The following is a 22293-nucleotide window of genomic DNA, read 5'->3' on the forward strand; positions in this document are numbered from 1 at the left end:
CTCGTTCGCGCTTCGTGCTAACCCTAGTAGGATGAACGCCGAACGCCCCAACATAGGTTCTCCAGAACGCCCGGTCATTCGCCAGCTGAGCGAGGACGCCGCGAACCGCATTGCGGCGGGCGAAGTGGTGGAGCGCCCTGCCTCGGCGGTCAAGGAACTGGTGGAGAACGCGCTTGATGCCGGTGCGCGGCGCATTGATGTAAGCTTTGCCGATGGCGGCAAGACGCTGATCCGGGTGGCTGACGATGGCTGCGGCATGACCGCAGCCGACCTGCCGCTGGCGCTTGCCCGCCATGCGACATCGAAGATTGATGGCTCTGACCTTCTCAACATTCACAGCTTTGGCTTTCGTGGCGAGGCGCTGCCCTCGCTCGGTGCGGTTGGGCGGCTTGCCATTATCAGCCGCGCCGAGGGTTTCGAGGCGGTGCAGATCAGCGTGACCGGTGGCACCATTGCCCCGGTGCGCCCCGCCGCGCTCAATCGCGGCTCCGTGGTGGAGTTGCGCGACCTCTTTCACGCCACCCCGGCGCGGCTGAAGTTTCTGCGCACCGACCGCGCCGAAGCGCAGGCGATTGGCGATGTGATGCGCCGCCTTGCCATGGCCGCGCCATATGTCAGCTTCACCCTGGCCGATGTTTCCGGTGGCGAGCGGCGCGAGCTTTTGCGTGCGGATGCCGAGCAGGGCGAGTTGTTCGGCGCGCTCTCGGGCCGACTTGCGCGCGTGCTGGGGCGCGATTTTGCCGATAATGCCCTGCCGATAGATGCCGAGCGCGAAGGCCTGCACCTGACAGGTTTTGCCGCCCTGCCCACCTATTCGCGCGGCGCGGCGGTCGAACAGTTCCTGTTCGTCAACGCCCGCCCGGTGCGCGACAAGCTGCTGACCGGGGCTCTGCGTGCCGCCTACATGGATGTGCTGAGCCGCGACCGGCACCCGGCTGCGGTGCTCTACCTTGCCTGCGCCCCCGATCTGGTCGATGTGAACGTCCACCCGGCAAAGGCCGAGGTACGCTTTCGTGACCCGGCGCAGGCGCGCGGGTTGATCGTTTCGGCGCTGCGCCATGCCCTGGCCGGGGCCGGGCACCGCGCCAGCACCACCGTTGCGGCTGAAACGCTCGCGGCGATGCGACCGGAAGCGCCGCGCCATTACCAGATGGACCGCCCCTCTGGCAGCGCGATTCGCAGCGCCTACGCCTGGCAGGCACCGATTTTTGCCGAGGCACCAGCGGCCTTCGCCGCCGCGCCGGACCCCGCGCCCGAGGCGGTCGATTTTCCCCTTGGTGCCGCGCGGGCGCAACTGCACGAAAACTGGATCGTGGCGCAAACCGCAGATGGCATGGTGATTGTCGATCAGCACGCGGCGCATGAGCGGCTGGTTTATGAGCGGCTGAAGCGCCAGATGGCGGAAAATGGCGTTGCGGCGCAGGCGCTGCTGATCCCCGAAATTGTCGAGCTTTCCCCCGGCGATGCCGCGCGCCTGCTCGAACTTGCGCCCGATCTGGCACGGCTTGGGCTCGGCATCGAGCCATTCGGAGGCTCGGCCGTAGCGGTTCGGGAAACCCCGGCGCTGCTCGGGCAGATCAGCGCCGCAGCGCTATTGCGGGATATCCTCGACGAACTGGCCGACCTTGGCGACAGCCAGCGCCTTGGCGCGCGGATCGATGCGGTGCTGAGCCGCATGGCTTGCCACGGTTCGGTGCGCTCGGGCCGCCAGATGCGGGTGGAGGAAATGAACGCGCTTTTGCGCGAGATGGAGGCCACGCCCAATTCGGGCCAGTGCAACCACGGGCGACCGACCTATGTTGACCTCAAGCTGGCCGATATCGAGCGGCTGTTCGGGCGCAGATGATCCGCATTGGCCAGACCACGTTTGACCTGCAAGACCCCCTGGTGCTGGCCGCGCTGATCGGCGGCGCGCTGGTGCTTTTGCTGTTCGTGCTGCTGATCCTGACGCTGCGCGCCTCGGGCCGGGCGTCGCGCCTGGCGCAGCCGCTGTTTGCGCTGGGCAGCCGGGTCCAGCAGCTTTCGGATGGGCAGCAACAGCTTGCGGGCGGGCTGCACCATGTTTCCGAGGCGCAGGCAGTGGCGCAGACGCGGCTTCTGGGGTTGATGGAAAGCCGCCTGGCCGAGGTAAGCCGGGGCATGACCGAAAGCCTGCACGGCACCGCCACCCGCACCGCCCGCAGCCTTGGCGAGTTGCAGCAGCGTCTGGAAACCATCGACCGCGCCCAGGCCAATATCGAGAAACTTTCCGGCAATGTGCTGAGCTTGCAAGACATTCTCTCGAACAAGCAGACCCGGGGCGCGTTTGGCGAAATCCAGCTCCACGACATCGTGCAAAAGGCGCTGCCGCCAGATGCCTATACGATGCAGGCGACGCTTTCGAACGGGCGGCGGGCGGACTGCCTGATCCACCTGCCCATCCCGCCCGGCCCCATTGTCATCGACTCGAAGTTTCCGCTGGAAGCCTACGAGGCGCTCCGCCGCGCCGAAAACCAGAGCCAGACCCTTGAGGCGCAACGGGCAATGCGGGTGGCGGTGCGCGCGCATATCCGCGCCATTGCCGAGCGCTATGTGATCGAGGGGGAAACCGCCGATGGCGCGCTGATGTTCCTGCCCTCCGAGGCGGTCTATGCGGAACTGCATGCCAATTTTCCCGAGCTTGTGCGCGAGGGCTTCGGGCAGAAAATCTGGATCGTCTCGCCCACCACCTGCATGGCCGTGCTCAACACCATGCGCGCCGTGCTGAAAGATGCGCGAATGCGCGAGCAGGCGGGGGCTATCCGCAAGGAACTCGGCCTCCTTTATGGCGATGTTGAGCGGTTGGGGCTGCGGGTGGAAAGCCTGGACCGGCACTTCGGTCAGGCCGCCAAGGACATTGAAGACATCAAGATTTCGGCCGAAAAGACCGGGCGGCGGGCGCGGCGGCTCGACAATTTCGATTTCGAGGAACTGGCCCCCGAAACCGACCCCGCCATTGTGCCGCCGCTGCCGCTGCCCTGAGGGTGCGCGCTTGCGCCGCTTGCGCTGCGGGCGGCTTTCCTGAACACTGTGCCTGAACGGAGGCCCTGATGCTTCAGATAACCGCTGACAAGATCGCCCATGTGATCATTCGCGCCCGCGAGATGGAGGCCGATTTCGGCGGTTTTGGCGATGCCGATGGCCATGGCAGCGCCGCCGCCAACGATCTGCGCGCCTTCATTGCAAACCTGAACGACGACGAGCAGGCAAGCCTTGTGGCGGTCATGTGGATCGGGCGCGAAACCTATGACGCCGAAGAGCTTGATGAGGCGATCGACACCGCCAAGGCCGAAGCAACGGCACCCACCGAAGATTACCTGATGGGCGTTCCGATGCTTGCCGACTATCTGGAAGACGGGCTGAACGCGCTCGATATCTCGCTCGAAGAGGCCGAAGACGGGGTATTGCGCCTGACCTGAAGGTGGTCGCGCCGCGCCATGTATTGCGCCAGCGGCTGCACCTGCCCCAGCCAGCGCGCAAGCAACCTCTGGTCTGCCGGAACCCCCTGCACACCGGCGGGAAATTCGCGCAGCTGAAGCGATTCGGCGGCCATTGCCGCGGGGCCGGAAACCAGCCGCGCCATCGCAGAGCCGCGCAGATCGCCCACGGCGTCAAGCGCCCAGCTCTGGTGCCAGACTGCCCGACCCTCGCGCTCGGCCTTTAGCGACACCACCAGCACGGCGCGGTCTGGTTCGTCGGCGGCATAGGCATTTGCCGCCCAAAGCTCGTTGGAAAGCGCGCTCAGGCGGGCATCGCGGCCGGGGCCGGTCAGCGATTCGAGCTCTGCAAACACCGGGGCCCAGGCCTCTGCCCAGCCCATCAGCCGGATCGTGCCGCGAACAAAGTTCTTCACCGGCCATTTCGGGTCAAAGCCGTATTCTGCGATGAACGGCAGGCTGTCGCGGTTCGGGTAAACCTCGAAGGTCTCGGGCACCGGCAAGGGCGCGTCGAACCGTGTAATCGCCTCCCAGGGCCGCGCGACCGCGAGCACGGCAAAATGCCGGATCGAGCGCGAGGGGGCGCCAAGCGCCTTGAGCACTCCAATCGGCGACCAGGAGAACTTGTAGCGAAAGGCATTGGGGCGTGCCGGAACGCCACCGCAAAAAGAGGTGAAAGATATCGTGTTTTCAGCATCATAGGCAGCGCTGGCGCGATAGGCCGCGACCAGATCATGCGCCATCATGTGATCGATGCCGGGGTCGAGCCCCATCTCGGCCACGATCGCCACCCCCGCTGCGCGCGCAGCCGCGTCAAGCGCCCGCAGCTCGGGCGTGGCATAGCTGGAACAGACGAAATGCGCGCGCGCCGCCAGTGCCAGCCGGGCCAGACCCGCATGCATGTCTGAGGGCAGCATCGAAACCACCACATCGCCCGGGCAGAGCGCCGCCGACAGGGCTTCGGTTTCATAAACGCGGATGTCACGGGCCAGATCGCCCACCACCGCCGCCGCCGCTGCAATGGTCAGGTTCCAGACCACCACCGGCTGCCCGTCCGCAAGCAGCCGCCTGAGCCCCGGCACTGCGGAAAGCCCGGTGCCGCACCAATGAATCGTCATCTGATGTTCCCTATAGCGCCGCCAGATGGCGGTCGAATTCGGCCTTTGCCCGGCCCCAGACGCCCGCTCCCAGATCGCCCAGCGTCAGCAACGAGGGCAAAAGCTGGGCTGCATAATCCTCGCTCGCTTCCCGTGGCAGAAGCGAGGGCAGGTTGTCGATCGCGGTCACGTCAAGCACCGGCGCGGTTGCCACCCGCAGTGCCGGTGCGGCCCAGTCGGTGGCGCGGTCGTAAACCTTGATCGGCGAGAAGTCCGATGTCGGGTCGCAGGCAATGTCGCCGATCACCCGCAACGCCCTTGGCGCGGTCAGCACCGAGACAGGCACGAACACCGGGCAGCCGGGGCGCGCGAGAATGCAGTTGAGAAAGACCTCGTGCTCCAGCACTTCCGGAAACGGGCCGCCATGCGCGGTTTCGGCCATGTCCCATTTGGTGACCGCCACGCCAAGTGCTGCGCAAAGATCGGCGGCTCCGCTGCCGACCCGGCCAAGCGCGCCGATCACCAGCGCGCGCGGGCGCGGGGCGGTGCCCAGATCGGCCGCAAGATCGGCCAGCAGCTCCGCCTTGCCGGGGTATTTTGCCAGCGGCCCGCAGATACCGCCGCGCCGCTGCGCCGCCCAGCACTTGAGCGCGACCGCAGCCCCGGCATACCCAGCCCAATAGCCGAAGGCTGCGACCCGCCGCCCCGCCGCATCGACCAGACATTCGAGGTCATAAAGCGCGCCTCCCCCGGCGCTGAACCTTTGCAGCAGAACCCGCCCTGCGGACTGGCCCTTGTAGGCGTGGCCGAACATGATGTGGCGGTGCCCGAGCGGCGTGCCATCTTCCGGCAACTCCTTCAGCCCGAAGATGATCGCGCCGCGCGGCGCGTCGGGCCAACTGTTCTCGGGTGCAATTTCGCAGCCTGCGGCGATGTAGCCTTCAATCCCGATCTCGCGCACATGGCTTGCCTCGACCGTTACGCGCAGCCCTGCCGCAAGCAGCGCCGCAGCCCCCTCGGGGGTCAGGCCCACCCGCTCCTCGCTCGGTCGTTGCTCCGCGCGCACCCAGATATGTGTCATCCCAAGTTCCTTGCCATGTCGGCGCAAGCAACCACGCCGCAGCGGCGGCGACCAGACACATTCTGCCGCTTCTTCTTCGTCCAAATACCCATTCTGCCGCTGCAACCAGCACAAGTGCCGGGTGGCGCTAGCTCCAGACGACTTCCCCAAGGAAGATGTAGCCTGCGCCATAGATGGTCTTGATCAGCCGCGGGTTCTTCGGGTCTTCGCCAAGCTTGGTGCGCAGCCGGGAAATGCGCACATCCATTGCCCGGTCAAAGCTGTCACCCGCAGCCCCGCCAAGGCTTTCCTGCATCTGTGCCCGGGTAATCAGGCGCTTGGGGCTTTCCAGAAATATCCGCAGCACCTCGCCCTCGGCGTGGCTGAAAGGCACCTCGGAACCGTCCGCCGCCACCAGCAGGTAGCGGTCGAACTGCGCGACCCAACCGGCAAAGCGCGCGGTCTGCAGCACACGCTCGGCCTCGGCGCGCCCCTTGCGCAGCCGGGCGCGAATGCGCGCCACCACTTCGGCCGGGTCGAATGGCTTGATGATATAGTCGTCGGCACCCAGTTCCAGCCCGGTTACCCGGTCCTGCACCTGCGCGCGGCCTGAGATGATGATGATCGCGGCACCTGATTCGAGCGCGAGCCGATGCACCAGCGCCAGCCCGTCGCGGTCTGGCAGACCAAGATCGACCAGGCAGACATCCGGTGCCGAGCGCTTCAGCCCGATCTCGAATTCGGCAGCGCGCCCGTAAGAGGTGGTGCGGAACCCCGCCTCTTCCAGCGCATCCGAAAGCATCCGGCGCACTTCGGGTTCGTCATCGAGAATGGCAACGTGCGGCGGTTTCATGCTGCCACTCCGGGAACCAGTAATGCCATTAGCGCGGCCTCGCTGACCGGCTTGGAAAGCACCGTACAGGGCGCTCCGGCGCGCAAGGCATGGCCTTCGGGCAGCGAGGTCATCAACAGCACCGGCAGTTCCTGGTGCCGCGCCAGAAGCGATCTGGCCAGCGCAACCCCAGTTTCTGCCCCGGCCAGATTGATATCTGAAAGCACAAGACCGATGCCCGGAAGATCAGCCAGTTCGCGTGCCTCGGCGGCGCTGGCAGCTTCGATCACGGTATGGCCCATGCCGCGCAGAATTTCGCGCACGCCTGCGCGGATCTCGTCGCTGTCTTCGACCAACAGCACCAGCCGCGGCGCGGTGGCGGTGGCGGCCGGGCGCAACGGCAGGCGAAGTGTTACCCGAGCACCCCCGCCCGGCCGGTTTTCCAGCCGCACGGCACCGCCTGCCAGCTTGGTCTGGTCATAGACCATCGAAAGCCCGAGGCCCGATCCCTCGCCTCCCTTGGTGCTGAAAAATGGCTCGAGCCCGCGCTCCAGTGCCTCGGCGCTGAACCCGGTGCCGCTGTCGGCGACCGAGATTTCAACCCATGTGTCGCGCACCGGGCAGGCGCGAAGCGCGATCCGCCCCGGCGCGGAACCCATTGCATCGCGGGCGTTCAGGATCAGGTTCAAGAGGCTGTCCTGCAAAGTGCCGGGATCAAGCAGCACCGGCAGCCCGAGGCCCTCGACCGAAGTTTCAAGCACCACCGCCTCGCCCAGCGTCGGGCGCGCCATAGCCGCGAGTTCGGTCAGAAACGGCGCGATCATCAGCGGCTGCGGGCGCAGCTCGCGCACGCCGGAAATCGCGGCGATACGGTCCAGAAGCGTGCCACCCCGCCGCGCGGCGGCAAGCGTGGCGCGCGCAAGCTCGGCGGCATCGGGTGGCAGCGCGGCGGTGCGCGCGAGCCTTCCCTGCAACCCCATGATGATGGTCAGCAGGTTGGCGAAATCATGTGCGAGCCCCGAGGTCAGCTGCGCTGCCAACTCGCGTTTGGAGCTTTGCGCAAGTGCCGCGCGGGCCTGCGCTTCATGGGTTACATCGGTTGAAAGCACATAGACACCGCTCACCCCGCCATCGGCCCCGCGGTCGGGAGTAAGCGCAATGCGGATGCGGCGGCCAGACGGCGAATGGGTGATTTCGAAAACCGTTGCCTCGCCGGCAATGGCCCGCGCAAGCTCGGGCTCGATCCGCGCAAAAGTGTCGGGCCCCAGTGCCTCTGCCACCGGCACGCCCACGATGTCTGAAAGGCTGCCCGGCATCACCGTCGAGAGGCGTCGGTTGGAAAAGGTGTAGCGATAGTCGCGGTCCATATGTGCGATATGGGCAGGCATCATTTCGGTTACCTGCCGGGTGCGCGCCTCGATCTCGGTCAACTCGCGCTTGGCTTCCTCAAGGGCCGCGTTGGTGGCGGCGAGCGCGCGGTTGGCAAGCGCCAGCCGTTCGGCGTGGGCCAGAAGCTGATCGGACAACTCGGCCGAATGGGCGCGCAGCATCCCTTCTTGCCGCTTGATCTCGGTAATGTCGGTATAGACCGTCACCCAGCCGCCCTGCGGCAGTGGCGAGCCTTCCACCGAAATCGTGCGCCCATTGGCGCGGGTGCGTTCCATGTAATGTGGCGCAAAGGCACGGGCCTGTTCGACCCGCACCTGCACCGCCGCTTCGATATCCGGCTGCGGCCCGTATTCGCCGCGCTCGACAAGGTGGCGAATGGTGGCCTCGAACGAGGTGCCGGAGCGGGTCAGCGCATCGGGCAGATCGAACATCAGCTGATACTGCCGGTTGCAGACCGCCAGCCGCAGCTCGCTGTCGAAAATCGACAGCGCCTGCTGGATCAGGTTCAGTCCCGCCCGTGTCAGCCGCCCGGTATCGTCGTCGCCCATCATCCGATAGCCTCCCGGTGCCACCGCTAACACCCTCGCGCAGACGCCGCAAAGGGGCAAGCGGGCGGATTACAATTCGTAACAATTGCGACAAAGTCATGAAAGCTTTGACGGCCAGCGTGCGGCATGGCGCAATGGGGTTGGAGGATGTGCCCCGTTGTGAACAGGATGCCGATATAACGGCACGAGGGAGGAAGACTTTGGCAGACACGATACCGGCCGCAGCCGAACCTCAGTCGATTCCGGCGCTTTTGGCGCGCAATGTGGGGCGCTATGGCGGCCTGCCTGCGTACCGCGAAAAGGAATTCGGTATCTGGCAAAGCTGGACCTGGGCACAGGCAAACGCCGAAATCCGCTCGATCGCGCTCGGTTTTCTGTCGGTCGGCGTCGAACGCGGTGATTCGGTGGCGGTGATCGGTCGCAACCGGCCGCGGCATTACTGGGCAATGATTGCCGCGCAGATGTGTGGTGCCATTCCAGTGCCGCTCTACCAGGACGCGGTGGCCGAAGAAATGGCCTATGTGCTGGAACACTGCGGCGCGCGTTATGTGGTCTGCGGCGATCAGGAACAGGTCGACAAGGTGATCGAGATCGGCGACCGGGTGAAAGACCTCAAGCACGTCGCCTATACCGACAAGCGCGGCATGCGCAAATACGACCACCGGCACATGAACTCGCTTGCCGACCTTCAGGCCCAGGGCGTCGCCGGGCATTACCGCTACGAGGCGGAACTCGACACGCGCATTTCGGAACTGACCTACGATACCACCTGCGTGATGCTCTATACCTCGGGCACCACCGGCAAGCCCAAGGGCGTGGTGCTGTCAAACCGGAACATCATCGAGACCGCCAAGAATTCGGCCGCCTTCGACAAGCTCAACGCGCTTGACGAAGTGGTGGCCTACCTGCCGATGGCATGGGTCGGCGATTTCATCTTTTCGATGGGGCAGGCGCTGTGGACCGGATTCACCGTCAACTGCCCCGAAAGCGCGGCGACGATGATGACCGACATGCGCGAAATCGGCCCGACCTACTTTTTCGCCCCGCCGCGCGTGTTTGAAGGCCAGCTGACCAACGTGATGATTCGCATGGAAGATTCCGGGCGGGTGAAGAAGTGGTTGTTCGACCATTTCATGGCTGTTGCGCGCAGGGTCGGCCCCTCGATCCTTGATGGCAAGCCGGTGGGTGCGCTTGACCGGCTGCACTACGCGCTTGGCGACCTGTTCGTCTATGGCCCGCTGAAAAACACCCTCGGCTTCAGCCGCATCCGGGTGGGCTACACCGCAGGCGAGGCCATCGGGCCCGAGATCTTCGAGTTCTACCGCTCGCTCGGGATCAACCTCAAACAGCTTTACGGGCAGACCGAAGCTTCGGTGTTCATCACCCAGCAGCCGGACGGGCAGGTGCGCAATGATACCGTGGGCGTTCCCTCGCCCGGCGTCGAAGTCAAGATCGGTGATAACGGCGAGGTCTATTACCGCAGCCCCGGCACGTTTGTCGAATATTTCAAGAATCCGGAAAGTACCGCCAGCACCAAGGACGCCGAAGGTTGGGTTGCAACCGGAGACGCGGGGTATTTCGAGCCGGAAACCGGGCATCTGCGGATCATCGACCGCGCCAAGGATGTGGGAAAAATGGCCGACGGGCGGCTTTTCGCGCCGAAATACGTTGAAAATAAGCTGAAATTCTACCCCTCGATTCTGGAGGCGGTGGTGTTCGGCAATGGCCGCGACTACTGCTGCGCCTTCATCAACATCGACCTGACAGCGGTTGGCAACTGGGCCGAACGCAACAACATCGCCTACGCGAGCTATCAGGAACTTGCCGGTCACGCGAAGGTCTATGAGATGATCCGGGGCCATGTGCAGGAAGTGAACCGCTCGATCGCCGCCGACCCGATCCTTGCAGGCTGCCAGATCCACCGGTTCCTGATCCTGCACAAGGAGCTTGATGCGGACGATGGCGAAATGACCCGCACCCGCAAGGTGCGCCGCAACATCATTTCCGAGAAATATGCCGACTTGATCGGTGCGCTCTACGATGGCCGCGACAGCATCTATACCGAGACCGAAGTGACATATGAAGACGGCCGCAAGGGCAAGATCACCGCGACGCTGCGCATAGCCGACGCCGAACTTGCCCCCGAGCAGAGGAGGGCCGCGTAATGCCGGTAAGCCACGCGGAAGAAGGCTACGTCACCGCCGATGGCCGCCAGATCGGCGGCACGTTGATGGAGCTGCGCAACATCACCCTGCGTTTTGGTGGTGTCGTTGCGATCAAGGATATCAGTTTTGATATCCATGATGGCGAGATCAGGGCCATCATCGGCCCGAACGGTGCCGGCAAATCGTCGATGCTGAACGTGATTTCGGGTTTCTACATACCCACCGAGGGCGATGTCTATTTCAAGAAGGTCAAGCGCGGCCCGATGAAACCCTATGAAGTTGCGCGGCTGGGCATTGCCCGCACCTTCCAGAATATCGCCCTGTTCGATGGCATGTCGGTTCTCGACAACATCATGACCGGGCGCCTGACGATGATCAAATCTGGCCTGCTCAGCCAGGCCATCTGGTATGGCGCTGCGGCACGCGAAGAATACCAGCACCGCGAAAAGGTAGAGCGGATCATCGATTTCCTTGAAATACAGAACATCCGCAAAACCCCGGTCGGGCGTTTGCCCTATGGCTTGAAAAAGCGGGTGGAACTGGCGCGGGCGCTGGCTGCGGAGCCCAAGCTCTTGCTGCTCGACGAGCCTATGGCGGGCATGAACGTTGAGGAAAAAGAGGATATGAGCCGTTTCATCCTCGACCTCAACGACGAATTCGGCACCACCATCTGCCTGATCGAGCACGACATGGGCGTGGTGATGGACCTTTCCGACCGCGTCGTGGTGATGGATTACGGCCGCAAGATCGGCGACGGCACCCCCGACGAGGTGCGTAACAACCAGGATGTGATCGACGCCTATCTAGGCGTGGCGCACGACTGACGGGGGGAAAAGACCATGCCGGAACAACTGCTTTACGCGATGGAAGTTACCCTGAACGGGCTGATGGCCGGGGTGATGTATTCGCTCGTGGCGCTCGGCTTCGTGCTGATATTCAAGGCATCGGGGGTGTTCAACTACGCGCAAGGGGTGCTGGCGCTTTTTGCCGCGCTGACACTCGTTGGCCTGCAAAATGGGCAGGTGCCCTTCGCCCATGTCATCAACGCGATTTTTGATACCAACCTGCACACCTTCGGCTGGAAACTGCCCGCGCTCCTCGCAATTCTGCTCGCTGCTGCGGTGATGGTGCTGCTTGCGATCATCATCGAGCGGCTGGTGCTGAAACATCTGGTCAGCCAGGCACCGATCATTCTGTTCATGGCAACGATCGGCCTCGCCTACTTCCTTGAAGGCCTGGGCGACGTGATGTGGGGGGCCGACATCAAGAAACTCGACGTCGGACTGCCGCAGGGGATTTCGGATACGATCGAAAGCCTCACCGACCGCTGGTTCGGCTATGGTTTCTTCATCGACAACCTCGATATCGTTGCTACGCTGGTGGCGGTGGTGCTGGTGGCGAGCCTGACGCTGTTCAGCCAGTATTCCAAGCAGGGCCGCGCCCTGCGCGCGGTGGCAGACGACCATCAGGCGGCGCTCAGTGTCGGCATTTCGCTGCGCTTCATCTGGGTGCTGGTCTGGTCGATCGCCGGGTTCGTGGCGCTGGTCGCGGGGATCATGTGGGGCACCAAGTCGGGGGTGCAGTTCTCGCTGTCGCTGATTGCGCTGAAAGCGCTGCCGGTGCTGATGCTGGGCGGCTTTACCTCGATCCCCGGTGCGATCGTCGGCGGCCTGATCATCGGCGTCGGCGAGAAGTTGTTCGAATTTTCGATCGGCCCGATGGTGGGTGGTGCCACCGAAAACTGGTTTGCCTATGTTCTGGCGCTTTTGTTCCTCGTGTTCAGGCCGCAGGGCCTGTTCGGCGAGAAGATCATCGAGAGGGTGTGAGGCAATGGTGCGTGTGGCAATGTCGGAAGCCTCCGGCGGGGATATTTGGACTGAAGCAATGGGCTGGGGGGCACGCTGATGCTTTATCGTGAGGCGGGTGATTTCAAGACCACCTACAGCGAAGACAGCCAGACCTTTCCGATCTTCTTTGACCGGATGGGCTATTACGTTACGCTGCTGTTGGCGTTCGGACTGGTGCCCCTGTTCATCAACGATTACTGGGCGAACGCGGTTTTCGTGCCGTTCCTGATCTACGCGATTGCGGCGATAGGGCTGAACATTCTGGTCGGATTTGCCGGACAGGTCAGCCTTGGCACCGGCGGGTTCATGGCGGTCGGGGCCTATTCGGTCTACAAGCTCATGACCTCGTTTCCAGATGTGCCGGTGCTCATCCATGTGTTGATCGCCGGGGCGATCACCGCGTTCGTCGGGGTTCTCTTTGGCCTGCCGAGCCTGCGCATCAAGGGGTTTTATCTTGCCGTGGCAACACTGGCGGCGCAGTTCTTTCTGGTCTGGCTGTTCAACAAGGTGCCGTGGTTCTACAACTACTCCGCCTCTGGCCAGATCACCGTGCCGCAAAGCAAGATGCTTGGCTTCTACGTTACCGGCGCGCAAACATCGGCTTCGGCCAAATATCTTTTCTGCCTTGTCGTTCTGGTGTTTGTCGCGGTGGTGGCGCGCAACCTGACGCGCGGCACCATGGGCCGCAAGTGGATGGCGATCCGCGACATGGATATTGCCGCCGAAATCATCGGGGTGAACCCGCTGAACGCCAAGCTGACGGCCTTTGCGGTTTCGTCGTTCTTCATCGGCATCGCCGGCGCGTTGTTTTTCGCGGTCTATCTCGGGGCCGCGGAAGTGACCGAGGCGTTCAGCATCCAGAAGTCGTTCCTGATCCTGTTCATGGTCATCATTGGCGGGCTCGGCAGCATTTTCGGCAGTTTTGCCGGAGCGGCGTTTCTGGTGCTGCTGCCGGTGTTCCTCAAGAACGTTCTGGTCGGACAGCTTGGTTGGCCCACCGACCTTGCCGCGCATCTGGAATTGATGATCGTCGGCGCACTGATCGTGGGGTTCCTGATCGCCGAGCCGCACGGAATGGCGCAACTCTGGCGTCTGGCGAAAGAGAAGCTTCGGCTTTGGCCCTTCCCGCACTGATCCCGAAAGGGGTGCGGGCGGCCGCCCAATAGGAAAGAACCGGAAAACCGGCATTCAACAATCGCTCTGGGAGGAGAACAGAATGAAGACGAAATTTGTAAGCCTTGTGGTTGCCGGTATCTGTGCCGCAGCCCCGGCAATGGCCGATCTGGTCATTCCGAATATGAGCTATCGCACCGGTGCCTATGCGCCGGGTGGCATTCCCTATGCCGACGGGTTCAATGACTACTTCACCCTGCTGAACGCCCGCGACGGCGGCATTGGCGGCGAGAAGGTCTCGGTGCCCGAGTGCGAAACCGCCTACAACACCGAAAAGGGTGTGGAATGCTACGAGGCGACCAAGGGTCTTGGCTCGCTGGTCTACAACCCGCTTTCGACCGGCATCACCTACCAGCTGATTCCGAAAGCGTTGGTCGACCATATCCCGATTTATACCCCCGGCTACGGCCGCACATCGGCGGCCAACGGCAAGGTGTTCGAATGGGTATTCAACTACCCAGCGAACTACTGGGATGGGGCCTCGGTGGCGATCAAGTACCTGCTCGACCAGAACGGCGGCAGCCTTGCCGGCAAGAAGATCGCGCTGGTCTACCACAACTCTGCCTATGGCAAGGAACCGATCCGCACCCTGCAGGACCTCGCGGCCAAGCATGGCTTCACGCTGACCGAACTGCCGGTTGACGCGCCCGGTCAGGAACAGAAATCGCAGTGGCTGCAAATCCGCCGCGACAAGCCTGATTATGTGCTGATGTGGGGCTGGGGCGTGATGAACGCCGTCGCCGTGCAGGAGGCCGCCAACATCAAGTTTCCGATGGAAAACTTCATCGGCGTCTGGTGGTCTGGTTCCGAGAACGACGTGGTTCCGGCGGGTGATGGTGCCAATGGCTACAAATCTCTGGCGATGCACGGCACCGGCATGGATTATCCGCTCTATGCCGACCTGAAGACCTTCGTCTATGACGCGGGCAAGGCTTCGGGCAATGGCGACCAGATCGGGTCGGTGCTCTATTCGCGCGGTGTTTATGCGGCAATGGTCATTGCCGAAGCGGCGCGCAAGGCGCAGGAACTGGCCGGCACATCAGCGATCAATGCCGTGCAGATGCGCGAGGGCTTCGAGAATCTCGAGATCACCGAAGCACGGATGGCCGAGCTTGGCCTGCCGAACTTCGGCCAGCCCTTCGCGGCTTCCTGTGCCGATCACGGCGGACCGGGCGCGGCGATGCTGCAGCAGTGGGATGCCACGGCGAAGAAATGGAACCTGATCACCGGCTTCATCGCGCCGGATCAGGAGGTGCTCGATCCCTTGATTGCCGCCGACTCCGAGGCTTTCGCCAAGGAAGCGGGCATTACCCAGCGCTGCAACTGAGCAATCTTTCCCCGGCCCGCGCATCAGCGGGCCGGGGAGCCACAAATATGAGGGGAAGCCCCATGCTCGACGCCACAAAAACCGAGACCGCGCTGCTCGAGGTCAACAACATCGAGGTGATCTACAACCATGTGATCCTCGTGCTGAAAGGTGTCAGCCTGAATGTTCCCAAGGGCGGCATTACCGCGCTTCTGGGTGGCAATGGTGCGGGCAAGACCACCACGCTCAAGGCAATTTCCAATCTTCTGAAATCCGAGCGCGGCGAAGTGTCGAAAGGTTCCATCACCTATCGTGGCCAGAGCATCACCCATTTTGCACCCGCCGATCTGGTGAAGATGGGGGTCATTCAGGTGATGGAGGGGCGGCACTGCTTCGAGCATCTGACGGTTGAGGAAAACCTGATGACCGGCGCTTACACCCGGCGCGACGGACGCGCCGCCGTCGCCGCCGATCTGGAGATGGTCTATACCTACTTCCCCCGCCTCAAGGAGCGCCGCAGGAGTCAGGCGGGTTATACCTCGGGCGGCGAGCAGCAGATGACCGCGATCGGCCGCGCGCTGATGAGCAGGCCGGAAACGATTCTGCTCGACGAGCCGAGCATGGGGCTTGCGCCGCAACTGGTGGAGCAGATCTTCGAGATCGTGAAAGCGGTGAACGAGGGTGAGGGGGTGACCTTCCTTCTGGCCGAGCAAAACACCAACGTGGCGCTGCGATTTGCACATTATGGCTACATTCTGGAAAGCGGACGCGTGGTGATGGATGGCCCTGCGGCGGCTCTCCGCGAAAACCCCGACGTCAAGGAGTTCTATCTGGGCGTCGGCGATGAGGGGCGCAGATCGTTCCGCGATGTGCGCAGCTACCGCCGCCGCAAGCGCTGGCTGGCGTAAGAAAAACACAAGAATTACAGTCACTTCCCCGCCATGCATGGCGAGGGACAGGGAGGGGGGCAACCCCGGCACGCGATGAAACAGTATTTCGACGCTTCCGAGACCCGTTCCGCCGATGCGCGCGCCGCCGATCTCATGCGCGCTCTGCCCGCGCAAATTGCGCGTGCTCTTGCTGCGCCGGGGCTGGCCGCGCATCTGGGGGCAGTCGAGGCGGCAGCGATCACCAGCGCCGCCGCTCTGTCGCGGCTGCCGGTGCTGCGCAAATCCGATCTCGGGGCCGCACAAAAGGCGCGGCCACCTTTTGGCGGGCTGGCCACACACCCCGCGCATGGTTTCGAGCACATCTTCCAAAGCCCCGGCCCGATCTATGAACCCGGGCGCACAAGCACTGATTGGTGGCGGATGGGCCGCTTTTTGCACGCCTGCGGCGTCGGGCCGGGCGATATCGTGCAGAACTGCTTCGGCTATCATCTGACCCCGGCGGGGATGATTTTTGAATCGGGCGCGCGGGCTGTGGGGGCCGCGGTTTTGCCGGCAGGCACCGGCCAGACCGAATTGCAGGTGCGCGCCGCCGCCGATGTGGGCTGCACGGTCTATGCGGGAACGCCGGATTTTCTGAAGGTCATCCTTGATCGCGCCGATGAGATGGGTGAGCGCCTTGCGTTCACCCGCGCGGCGGTCGGGGGCGGGGCGCTGTTCCCCAGCCTGCGCCGCGCATATGTTGAGCGCGGCATTGCCACGCTGCAATGCTACGCCACCGCCGATCTGGGCAATATCGCCTACGAATCGCCCGCGCAGGAAGGGCTGATCATCGACGAGGGCGTGATTGTCGAGATCGTGCGCCCCGGCACCGGCGACCCGGTGCCCGAGGGCGAGGTGGGCGAAGTCGTGGTCACCACGCTCAACCCGGATTACCCGCTGATCCGTTTCGCCACCGGCGACCTCAGCGCCGTGCTGCCGGGGCAATCGCCTTGCGGGCGCACCAACATGCGCATCAAGGGCTGGATGGGCCGTGCCGACCAGACCACCAAGATCAAGGGCATGTTCGTGCGCCCCGAGCAGGTTGCTGCCTTGGTCGCGCGCCACCCCGAAGTGCACCGCGCCCGCGTTGTCGCGTCGCGCGAAGGCGAGATGGATGCGATGACCCTGCAGATCGAGACCGAGGCCCGCGATGCCACGCGCTATGAGGTGAGTGTGCTCGAAACGCTGAAGCTGCGTGGCAAGATCGTGCTGGTGGCCCCCGGCAGCCTGCCCAATGACGGCAAGGTGATTGAGGATACGCGGCGCTACGACTAGGCTGCCCCAAAGGGGAGGCCTTTCGATGCGACTGTTGCCACTCATCTTCGTGATCGCGGGGCTTGCGGCACCCCTGTTCGCCGAAAACCGCGCCCTGATCATTGCCAATTCCAACTATAGGCAGGGCGAAGACCTGGCCACTGCAACGCAGGTGCTCAGTGCGCGCGCACCGCTGGAGGCGGCTGGGTTCAAGGTGTTTGCCGGGGCCGATCTTGGCGCAGTCGCGGCGCGCGGCATATTGGCCCAGATGTTGGCACAGGTCGCGCCGGGTGACCGGGTGGTGATCCTGCTTGCCGGGCATTTCGCCCGGTCCGGGCAGGAAAGTTGGTTTCTTGGCACCGACGCGTTGCGGCCAGATCTTGCAACCGTTGGCGGGGCAGGGCTTGCGCTCGGAGATGTGCTGGAGATTGCCGCCACCGCGCCCGGCGGGGCGGTGCTGCTTCTGGGCACCGAGCCGCGCCAGCAGCCGCTTGGGCGCGGCTTGCAGCCCGGCATCGGCGCGCTTGAGATCCCGCAGGGGGTGACCGTGGTTCAGGGCGACACGGCCGCAATTGCCACCTTTGCCGCGCAGCAACTGCCGCTTCCGGGGCAAAGCCTGAAAGCCAAGCTTTCGGTGCGCTCCGACCTCCTGGCGCAGGGGTTCCTCAGCGATCTGGTGCCATTCCTGCCGATCGGCCCTGGCACTCCCACCGGCCCCGTGGCCGATCCCTTTGCAACCGACCGGGCATTCTGGGAGGCGACGCAGGCGCTTGCGACGCCCGAGGCCTATGATGCCTATGTGGCGCGCTACCCGAACGGGCTTCATGCCGCCGAGGCGCGCGCCGAGGCCGCGCGGATCCGTGCCGAGCCGGGGCGGCTGGCGCGACTGGCCGAAGATGCCTTGGGCCTGAGCCGCGACCAGCGGCGCGAAGTGCAGCGGCAACTGGCGCTGCTGGGCTATGATCCGAACGGTATCGACGGGCTTTTCGGTCGCGGCACCCGCACCGCGCTGACTGCCTGGCAGCGTGCCAATGCCTTTGAGGCAAACGGCTACCTCACCCGCGCGCAGATCAACGAAATGGCGGCGCAGGCAAAGGTGCGCGCCGCTACGCTTGAGGCCGAGGCGCGCATCCGGCAGGCCGAACAGGAACAGGCCGACCGGCTTTACTGGAGCCAGACCGGGGCGGCGGGCGACGAACTTGGCCTGCGCGCCTATATGCGCCGCTACCCCGACGGCCTTTTCGCCGATCTGGCGGCCGAGCGGCTGGCGCTGTTCGACGCGGCACGCGCCGCAAATGCGGCGGCCGCCGACCGCGCCGAATGGGATCGTGCCGAGGCCGTGGGCACGCGCGAGGCCTATGCGGGTTACCTCGCCGCCATGCCGCAGGGAAGCTTTGCCGACATCGCGCGCGAGCGTATCGCAGCGCTCGATGCGGCAGCTTCAGGCGAATCGGCGCGCGCCGAGGCCGAGGCCCGCGAACGGGCGCTTGGCCTGCCCGCGCTCGCGCTCAGCCTGATCGAGGCGCGGCTGGGGATGCTGGGGCTGGAACCCGGTGCCGCCGATGGCAACTTCGACGAGGAAACCCGCCGCGCCATCCGCCGTTTCCAGCAAGCGCGCGGGCTGACCGTCAGTGGCTATCTCGACCAAGACACGGTGGCGCAGCTTTTGTCCGGCGCAGGCAACTGACCGCCGGACATGCAAAAAGGCCGCCGGGTTGCCCGCGGCGGCCTTTTTCGCGCACTCAAAGCGCGCTTAGCCCTGACGGGCCTTGAACCGCTTTTGCGTCTTGTTGATCACATAGACGCGGCCTTTACGGCGCACGATCTGGCAATCGCGATGACGCGTCTTGAGCGAGCGGAGCGAGTTACGGACCTTCATCGGCCTTCTCCTTTTCGCGGCGCCGTCGCGCCTTGAACCATCATTTGCCCCCGAAGGGGCGGTGAACATGGTGGGCGGTACTGGGATCGAACCAGTGGCCACTACGATGTCAACGTAGTGCTCTACCGCTGAGCTAACCGCCCACATCCGCCCGATACCGCCTGCCCAAAAAGAAATAGGACGCGGGCGGAACCGCGTCGGTGGACGGTCTATAAAAGGTAACGTGGCACCTTTCAAGGGGTTTTGGCGGCGCGCGAAGGGGCGCTATAGTGCAATGCGAAAGGAGCGCCCGTGCCAAGCGATACCGCCCCCATACCGCCCTACCGGCTGACGCTGCCAACCGGGCGCGCTTGCGGCCTGGTCGTTGCCTCGCCCCATAGCGGCAGCGATTATCCGCCGCAGATGCTGGCGCTTTCGCGGCTTGACAGGCTGACGCTGCGCAGCTCGGAAGATGCATTTGTCGAGCATTTGCTGCAGGCGGCGCCCACGCTCGGCGCACCGCTCATCGCCGCCCGTCTGCCGCGCGCCTATGTCGATCTCAATCGCGGCAGCGACGAGCTTGACCCGGCGCTGATCGAGGGGCTGCGGGGGCAGCGGCTCAACCCGCGCGTGGCTGCGGGGCTGGGGGTGATTCCGCGCGTGGTGGCTGCCGGGCGAGCGATTTATGCGGGCAAGATCAGCCGTGCCGAGGCGCAGGCGCGAATCGATACCGTCTGGCGGCCTTACCATGCCCGCCTCGCCACGCTGATGGCCGAAACCTATGCGGCGCAGGGGGTGGCGATTTTGCTCGACGTGCATTCGATGCCACATGAGGTGATGGCAAGCCAGACCGGGCGGGTGCCGCAGATCGTGCTCGGCGATCGCTTCGGCGGTTCGGCAGCGCCTGCGGTGGTTGCGGCCATCGAGGCCGCCTTTGCCGCCGAGGGGCTGAGGGCGGCGCGCAACACGCCCTTCGCGGGTGCCTATATCGCGCAGGCCTACGGTCGCCCGCGTTTCGGCCGCCATGTCGTGCAGGTCGAGATTGACCGGGCGCTTTACATGGACGAAAGCCGGATCGAGCCGAGCGCCGATTTCGATGCCTTCGCGGCGCTGATGGCGCGGGTGCTGGCGCGGATCGCGCCGCTTGGCGGCGCTGATGCGCTGCAATTGGCAGCCGAGTAGGCTCAGAGCAGGCTGCGGCCCTTGATGATCGCTTGCGGTCCGAAGCGGGCGCGGATGGCGTCGGTGGCGCGCTCGGCTCCGGCGCGGGTGGCGGCGGCGGGGTCCAGAAGGTCGCCCACCGGGTCGAGCGCTGGGGCCGGCAAAAGCTCCGAGAAGCCGACCCCGATCAGCCGGAACGGCCCTGGTTCGCGAACCCCCGCCAGCAACCCGGCGGCGGCGTGGTAGAGCGTGTCGGCCAGTTGTGCGGGGTCATGCAGGCTGATGCGGCGGCTGAGCAGGCTGAAATCGGCACGACGCAGCTTCAGCGTCACCACGCGGCCGACAAGGTGCATCGCTTTCATCCGGTCGGAAACCTTCTCGACCAGCCGCCAGAGGTGGGCGTCGAGCAAGTCGCGGTCGGCGGTGTCGGCGTCGAATGTGGTCTCGTTGGAGACCGATTTCAGCGCGGCATCCGGCGCGACGCGGCGGCTATCGAGACCGTGAGCAAGCCGCCAGAGCCGGTCGGAGGCGGCACCGAAGCGGCGGGCGAAGGCGGCACGGTCCTGGCGGCGGATATCGGCGAGGGTGCGAATACCAGCGGCGGCCAGCGCCGCCTGGGTGGCTGCCCCGACGCCCCAGAGAATCCGCACCGGTTTGTCGCGCAGGAAAGCCTCGGTATCGGCGCGCCCGATCACCGCGAAACCGCGCGGCTTGTCGAGATCCGAGGCGACCTTGGCGAGGAACTTGTTGTGGGAAAGCCCGACCGAAACGGTGACCCCCAGCTGTGTCTCGATATCGCGCGCGAGGCGGGCGAGGAGGACGGCGGGCGGGGCGCGGTGCAGGCGCTCGGTTCCGCTCAGATCAAGGAACGCCTCGTCAAGCGACAAGGGCTCGATCTGCGGGGTCAGGGCTTCGAACAGGGTGCGGATCTGGCGGGAAACGGCGGCGTAGTGGCTGCCGCGGGGGCGGATCACCACCGCGTCGGGGCAGAGCTTGAGCGCCTGAAACATCGGCATGGCCGAGCGGACCCCGGCGATGCGAGCGATGTAGCAGCAGGTGGAAACGACGCCCCTTGTGCCGCCGCCGACGATCACCGGGCGGGCGGCAAGGGAGGGGTCGTCCCGCTTTTCGACGCTGGCATAAAAGGCGTCGCAATCGACGTGGGCGATGGAGAGCTCGAAAAGCTCGGGGTGGGCAAGCAGGCGCGGGCCGCCGCAGGCGGGGCAGCGGGAGGCGGGGCTTTCAAAGCTGGCCAGACAATCGCGGCAAAGGGCGGGCATGGGGGGAGTATAGACGGGTTTTGGGGGGCTGGGGAGGGGGCATAACACGCGTGTTACGATGGGTAAGGGGTTGGTATCGTGGGGGAATGTGGCGGGCGTTAAGTGTTCCATCCCGGATGGTCACATAGATCCTCGGCGTTCTGCGTTTTTCATGGCAAGATCGGTTCTGAGGGACATTCGGAGCGGGGTGCGGGCATGTTGATCCATCTTCACAAGCAGGCGACGACGACGCCGAAGGTGCGGGCGTCGATCCAGGCCAGCACAGAGCCTGCGTCATCCTTGGCGGAGCGGTTCGGGACGACCGAGCAGACCGTCTACAAATGGAAGCATCGCGACAGTGTGCATGACCGCAGCCATACGCCGCATCGGCTGCAAACGACCTTGACCCCGGCGCAAGAGGCGGTGGCGGTCGTTCTGCGAAAGACGCTGCTGGTGTCCATCGACGACCTGCTCGCGGTGGTCCGGGAGTTCCTGAACCCGGATGTGTCGCGCTCTGGCCTCGACCGCTGTCTGCGGCGGCATGGGGTGGGCAATCTGCGTGACCTGCAGGCGAAAGACCCCAGACCGAAGCATAAGGCGTTCAAAGCCTATGAGCCCGGCTACCTGCATGTCGACGTGAAGTATCTGCCTCAAATGGCGGACGAAACCTCGCGCCGATACCTGTTCGTGGCGATTGATCGGGCAACCCGCTGGGTGTTCGTCCGGGTCTTCAAATCCAAGACTGCCGCCAATGCCCGCCGATTTCTGCGCGATCTGGAACGGGCCTGCCCAATCCGGATCAGGACGGTTTTGACCGATAACGTCCTAGCTCGGGAACAAAACGCGGTTTAGGGCGTCAGATCACGGGGCATCCGAGCGACCGGATACCCATGGAATGGTTGCCCAAGCGGGCTCCGCCGTCAAGAAGTGGTCTCTTCCATAGCAAATACAGGGTCGGCC

The 22293-nt window shown here is 64.5% G+C and carries 18 protein-coding genes, 1 tRNA gene and 1 pseudogene; 13 read left to right on the top strand and 7 right to left on the bottom strand.

Annotated features, from left to right (window positions below; all coding sequences use genetic code 11):
* Positions 1-31 precede the first annotated feature (31 nt).
* The 3 genes from mutL to Q8J98_RS02135 all read left to right on the top strand — a co-directional run bounded on the left by mutL (position 32) and on the right by Q8J98_RS02135 (position 3437).
* Complete coding sequence (gene mutL, locus Q8J98_RS02125) at positions 32-1846, top strand: DNA mismatch repair endonuclease MutL (protein ID WP_305292941.1); 1815 nt, start codon at positions 32-34, stop codon at positions 1844-1846.
* The gene (locus tag Q8J98_RS02130) at positions 1843-3000 is read left to right on the top strand and encodes a DNA recombination protein RmuC (RefSeq protein WP_305292942.1); all 1158 of its coding nucleotides are present in this window, start codon (positions 1843-1845) and stop codon (positions 2998-3000) included. The genes mutL and Q8J98_RS02130 overlap by 4 nt, the downstream gene beginning before the upstream one ends.
* A gap of 68 nt (positions 3001-3068) precedes the next feature.
* Entirely contained in the window at positions 3069-3437 is a 369-nt protein-coding gene (locus Q8J98_RS02135) for a DUF3775 domain-containing protein (RefSeq protein ID WP_305184482.1), read from the top strand.
* On the opposite strand, the gene Q8J98_RS02140 is transcribed toward Q8J98_RS02135, so the two are convergent.
* The 4 genes from Q8J98_RS02140 to Q8J98_RS02155 all read right to left on the bottom strand — a co-directional run bounded on the left by Q8J98_RS02140 (position 3362) and on the right by Q8J98_RS02155 (position 8381).
* Positions 3362-4573, bottom strand: coding sequence for a saccharopine dehydrogenase C-terminal domain-containing protein (locus tag Q8J98_RS02140; protein WP_305292943.1), 1212 nt, complete (start codon positions 4571-4573; stop codon positions 3362-3364). The two genes, Q8J98_RS02135 and Q8J98_RS02140, sit on opposite strands and share 76 nt — an antisense overlap.
* A 10-nt stretch (positions 4574-4583) precedes the next feature.
* On the bottom strand, positions 4584-5633 hold the full coding sequence (locus tag Q8J98_RS02145; RefSeq protein ID WP_305292944.1) for a saccharopine dehydrogenase: 1050 nt from the start codon (positions 5631-5633) through the stop codon (positions 4584-4586).
* A gap of 127 nt (positions 5634-5760) precedes the next feature.
* On the bottom strand, positions 5761-6465 hold the full coding sequence (locus Q8J98_RS02150; protein ID WP_305292945.1) for a response regulator transcription factor: 705 nt from the start codon (positions 6463-6465) through the stop codon (positions 5761-5763).
* Positions 6462-8381 carry a PAS-domain containing protein gene (locus tag Q8J98_RS02155; RefSeq protein WP_370868046.1) on the bottom strand — a complete coding sequence of 640 codons (1920 nt, stop codon included), beginning with the start codon at positions 8379-8381 and terminating at the stop codon, positions 6462-6464. Before Q8J98_RS02155 ends, Q8J98_RS02150 begins: the two co-directional genes overlap by 4 nt.
* Positions 8382-8581: 200 nt before the next feature.
* Between Q8J98_RS02155 and Q8J98_RS02160 the strand changes: the two genes are divergently transcribed.
* From Q8J98_RS02160 to Q8J98_RS02195, 8 genes are all read left to right on the top strand, one after another.
* Positions 8582-10546 carry an AMP-binding protein gene (locus Q8J98_RS02160; protein WP_370868044.1) on the top strand — a complete coding sequence of 655 codons (1965 nt, stop codon included), beginning with the start codon at positions 8582-8584 and terminating at the stop codon, positions 10544-10546.
* Positions 10546-11370 carry an ABC transporter ATP-binding protein gene (locus Q8J98_RS02165; RefSeq protein WP_305292947.1) on the top strand — a complete coding sequence of 275 codons (825 nt, stop codon included), beginning with the start codon at positions 10546-10548 and terminating at the stop codon, positions 11368-11370. Before Q8J98_RS02160 ends, Q8J98_RS02165 begins: the two co-directional genes overlap by 1 nt.
* 15 nt (positions 11371-11385) lie before the next feature.
* A complete protein-coding gene (locus tag Q8J98_RS02170) occupies positions 11386-12372 on the top strand; it encodes a branched-chain amino acid ABC transporter permease (RefSeq protein WP_305184488.1) in 987 nt (328 codons plus the stop codon).
* A gap of 78 nt (positions 12373-12450) precedes the next feature.
* Positions 12451-13527, top strand: coding sequence for a branched-chain amino acid ABC transporter permease (locus tag Q8J98_RS02175; RefSeq protein ID WP_305292948.1), 1077 nt, complete (start codon positions 12451-12453; stop codon positions 13525-13527).
* An 82-nt stretch (positions 13528-13609) separates the two neighbouring features.
* Complete coding sequence (locus Q8J98_RS02180; RefSeq protein ID WP_305292949.1) at positions 13610-14893, top strand: ABC transporter substrate-binding protein; 1284 nt, start codon at positions 13610-13612, stop codon at positions 14891-14893.
* A gap of 62 nt (positions 14894-14955) precedes the next feature.
* Positions 14956-15780, top strand: a complete 825-nt coding sequence (locus tag Q8J98_RS02185) for an ABC transporter ATP-binding protein (RefSeq protein WP_305184491.1) — start codon at positions 14956-14958, stop codon at positions 15778-15780.
* A gap of 75 nt (positions 15781-15855) precedes the next feature.
* Complete coding sequence (locus Q8J98_RS02190; RefSeq protein WP_305292950.1) at positions 15856-17076, top strand: phenylacetate--CoA ligase family protein; 1221 nt, start codon at positions 15856-15858, stop codon at positions 17074-17076.
* A 25-nt stretch (positions 17077-17101) separates the two neighbouring features.
* Complete coding sequence (locus Q8J98_RS02195; protein WP_305292951.1) at positions 17102-18742, top strand: peptidoglycan-binding domain-containing protein; 1641 nt, start codon at positions 17102-17104, stop codon at positions 18740-18742.
* Positions 18743-18808: 66 nt separating this feature from the next.
* On the opposite strand, the gene ykgO is transcribed toward Q8J98_RS02195, so the two are convergent.
* Both ykgO and Q8J98_RS02205 read right to left on the bottom strand, forming a co-directional pair.
* Positions 18809-18934, bottom strand: coding sequence for a type B 50S ribosomal protein L36 (gene ykgO / locus Q8J98_RS02200; RefSeq protein WP_305184494.1), 126 nt, complete (start codon positions 18932-18934; stop codon positions 18809-18811).
* A 68-nt stretch (positions 18935-19002) separates the two neighbouring features.
* Positions 19003-19077 (bottom strand) — tRNA-Val (locus tag Q8J98_RS02205).
* Positions 19078-19225: 148 nt separating this feature from the next.
* On the opposite strand from Q8J98_RS02205, the gene Q8J98_RS02210 reads away from it, so the two are divergent.
* Entirely contained in the window at positions 19226-20095 is an 870-nt protein-coding gene (locus Q8J98_RS02210) for an N-formylglutamate amidohydrolase (RefSeq protein WP_370868045.1), read from the top strand.
* 2 nt (positions 20096-20097) lie between these two features.
* Here Q8J98_RS02210 and Q8J98_RS02215 read toward each other — a convergent pair whose 3' ends face one another.
* Positions 20098-21354: a DNA polymerase IV gene (locus Q8J98_RS02215; protein WP_305292952.1), complete on the bottom strand. Its 1257-nt coding sequence runs from the start codon at positions 21352-21354 to the stop codon at positions 20098-20100.
* 195 nt (positions 21355-21549) lie between these two features.
* Between Q8J98_RS02215 and Q8J98_RS02220 the strand changes: the two are divergent.
* Positions 21550-22155, top strand: a pseudogene (locus tag Q8J98_RS02220) (IS481 family transposase); the annotation flags it as partial.
* Positions 22156-22293: the final 138 nt, after the last annotated feature.

The sequence above is a fragment of the Phaeovulum sp. genome, assembly GCF_030684035.1.
Taxonomy (GTDB): domain Bacteria; phylum Pseudomonadota; class Alphaproteobacteria; order Rhodobacterales; family Rhodobacteraceae; genus UBA6213.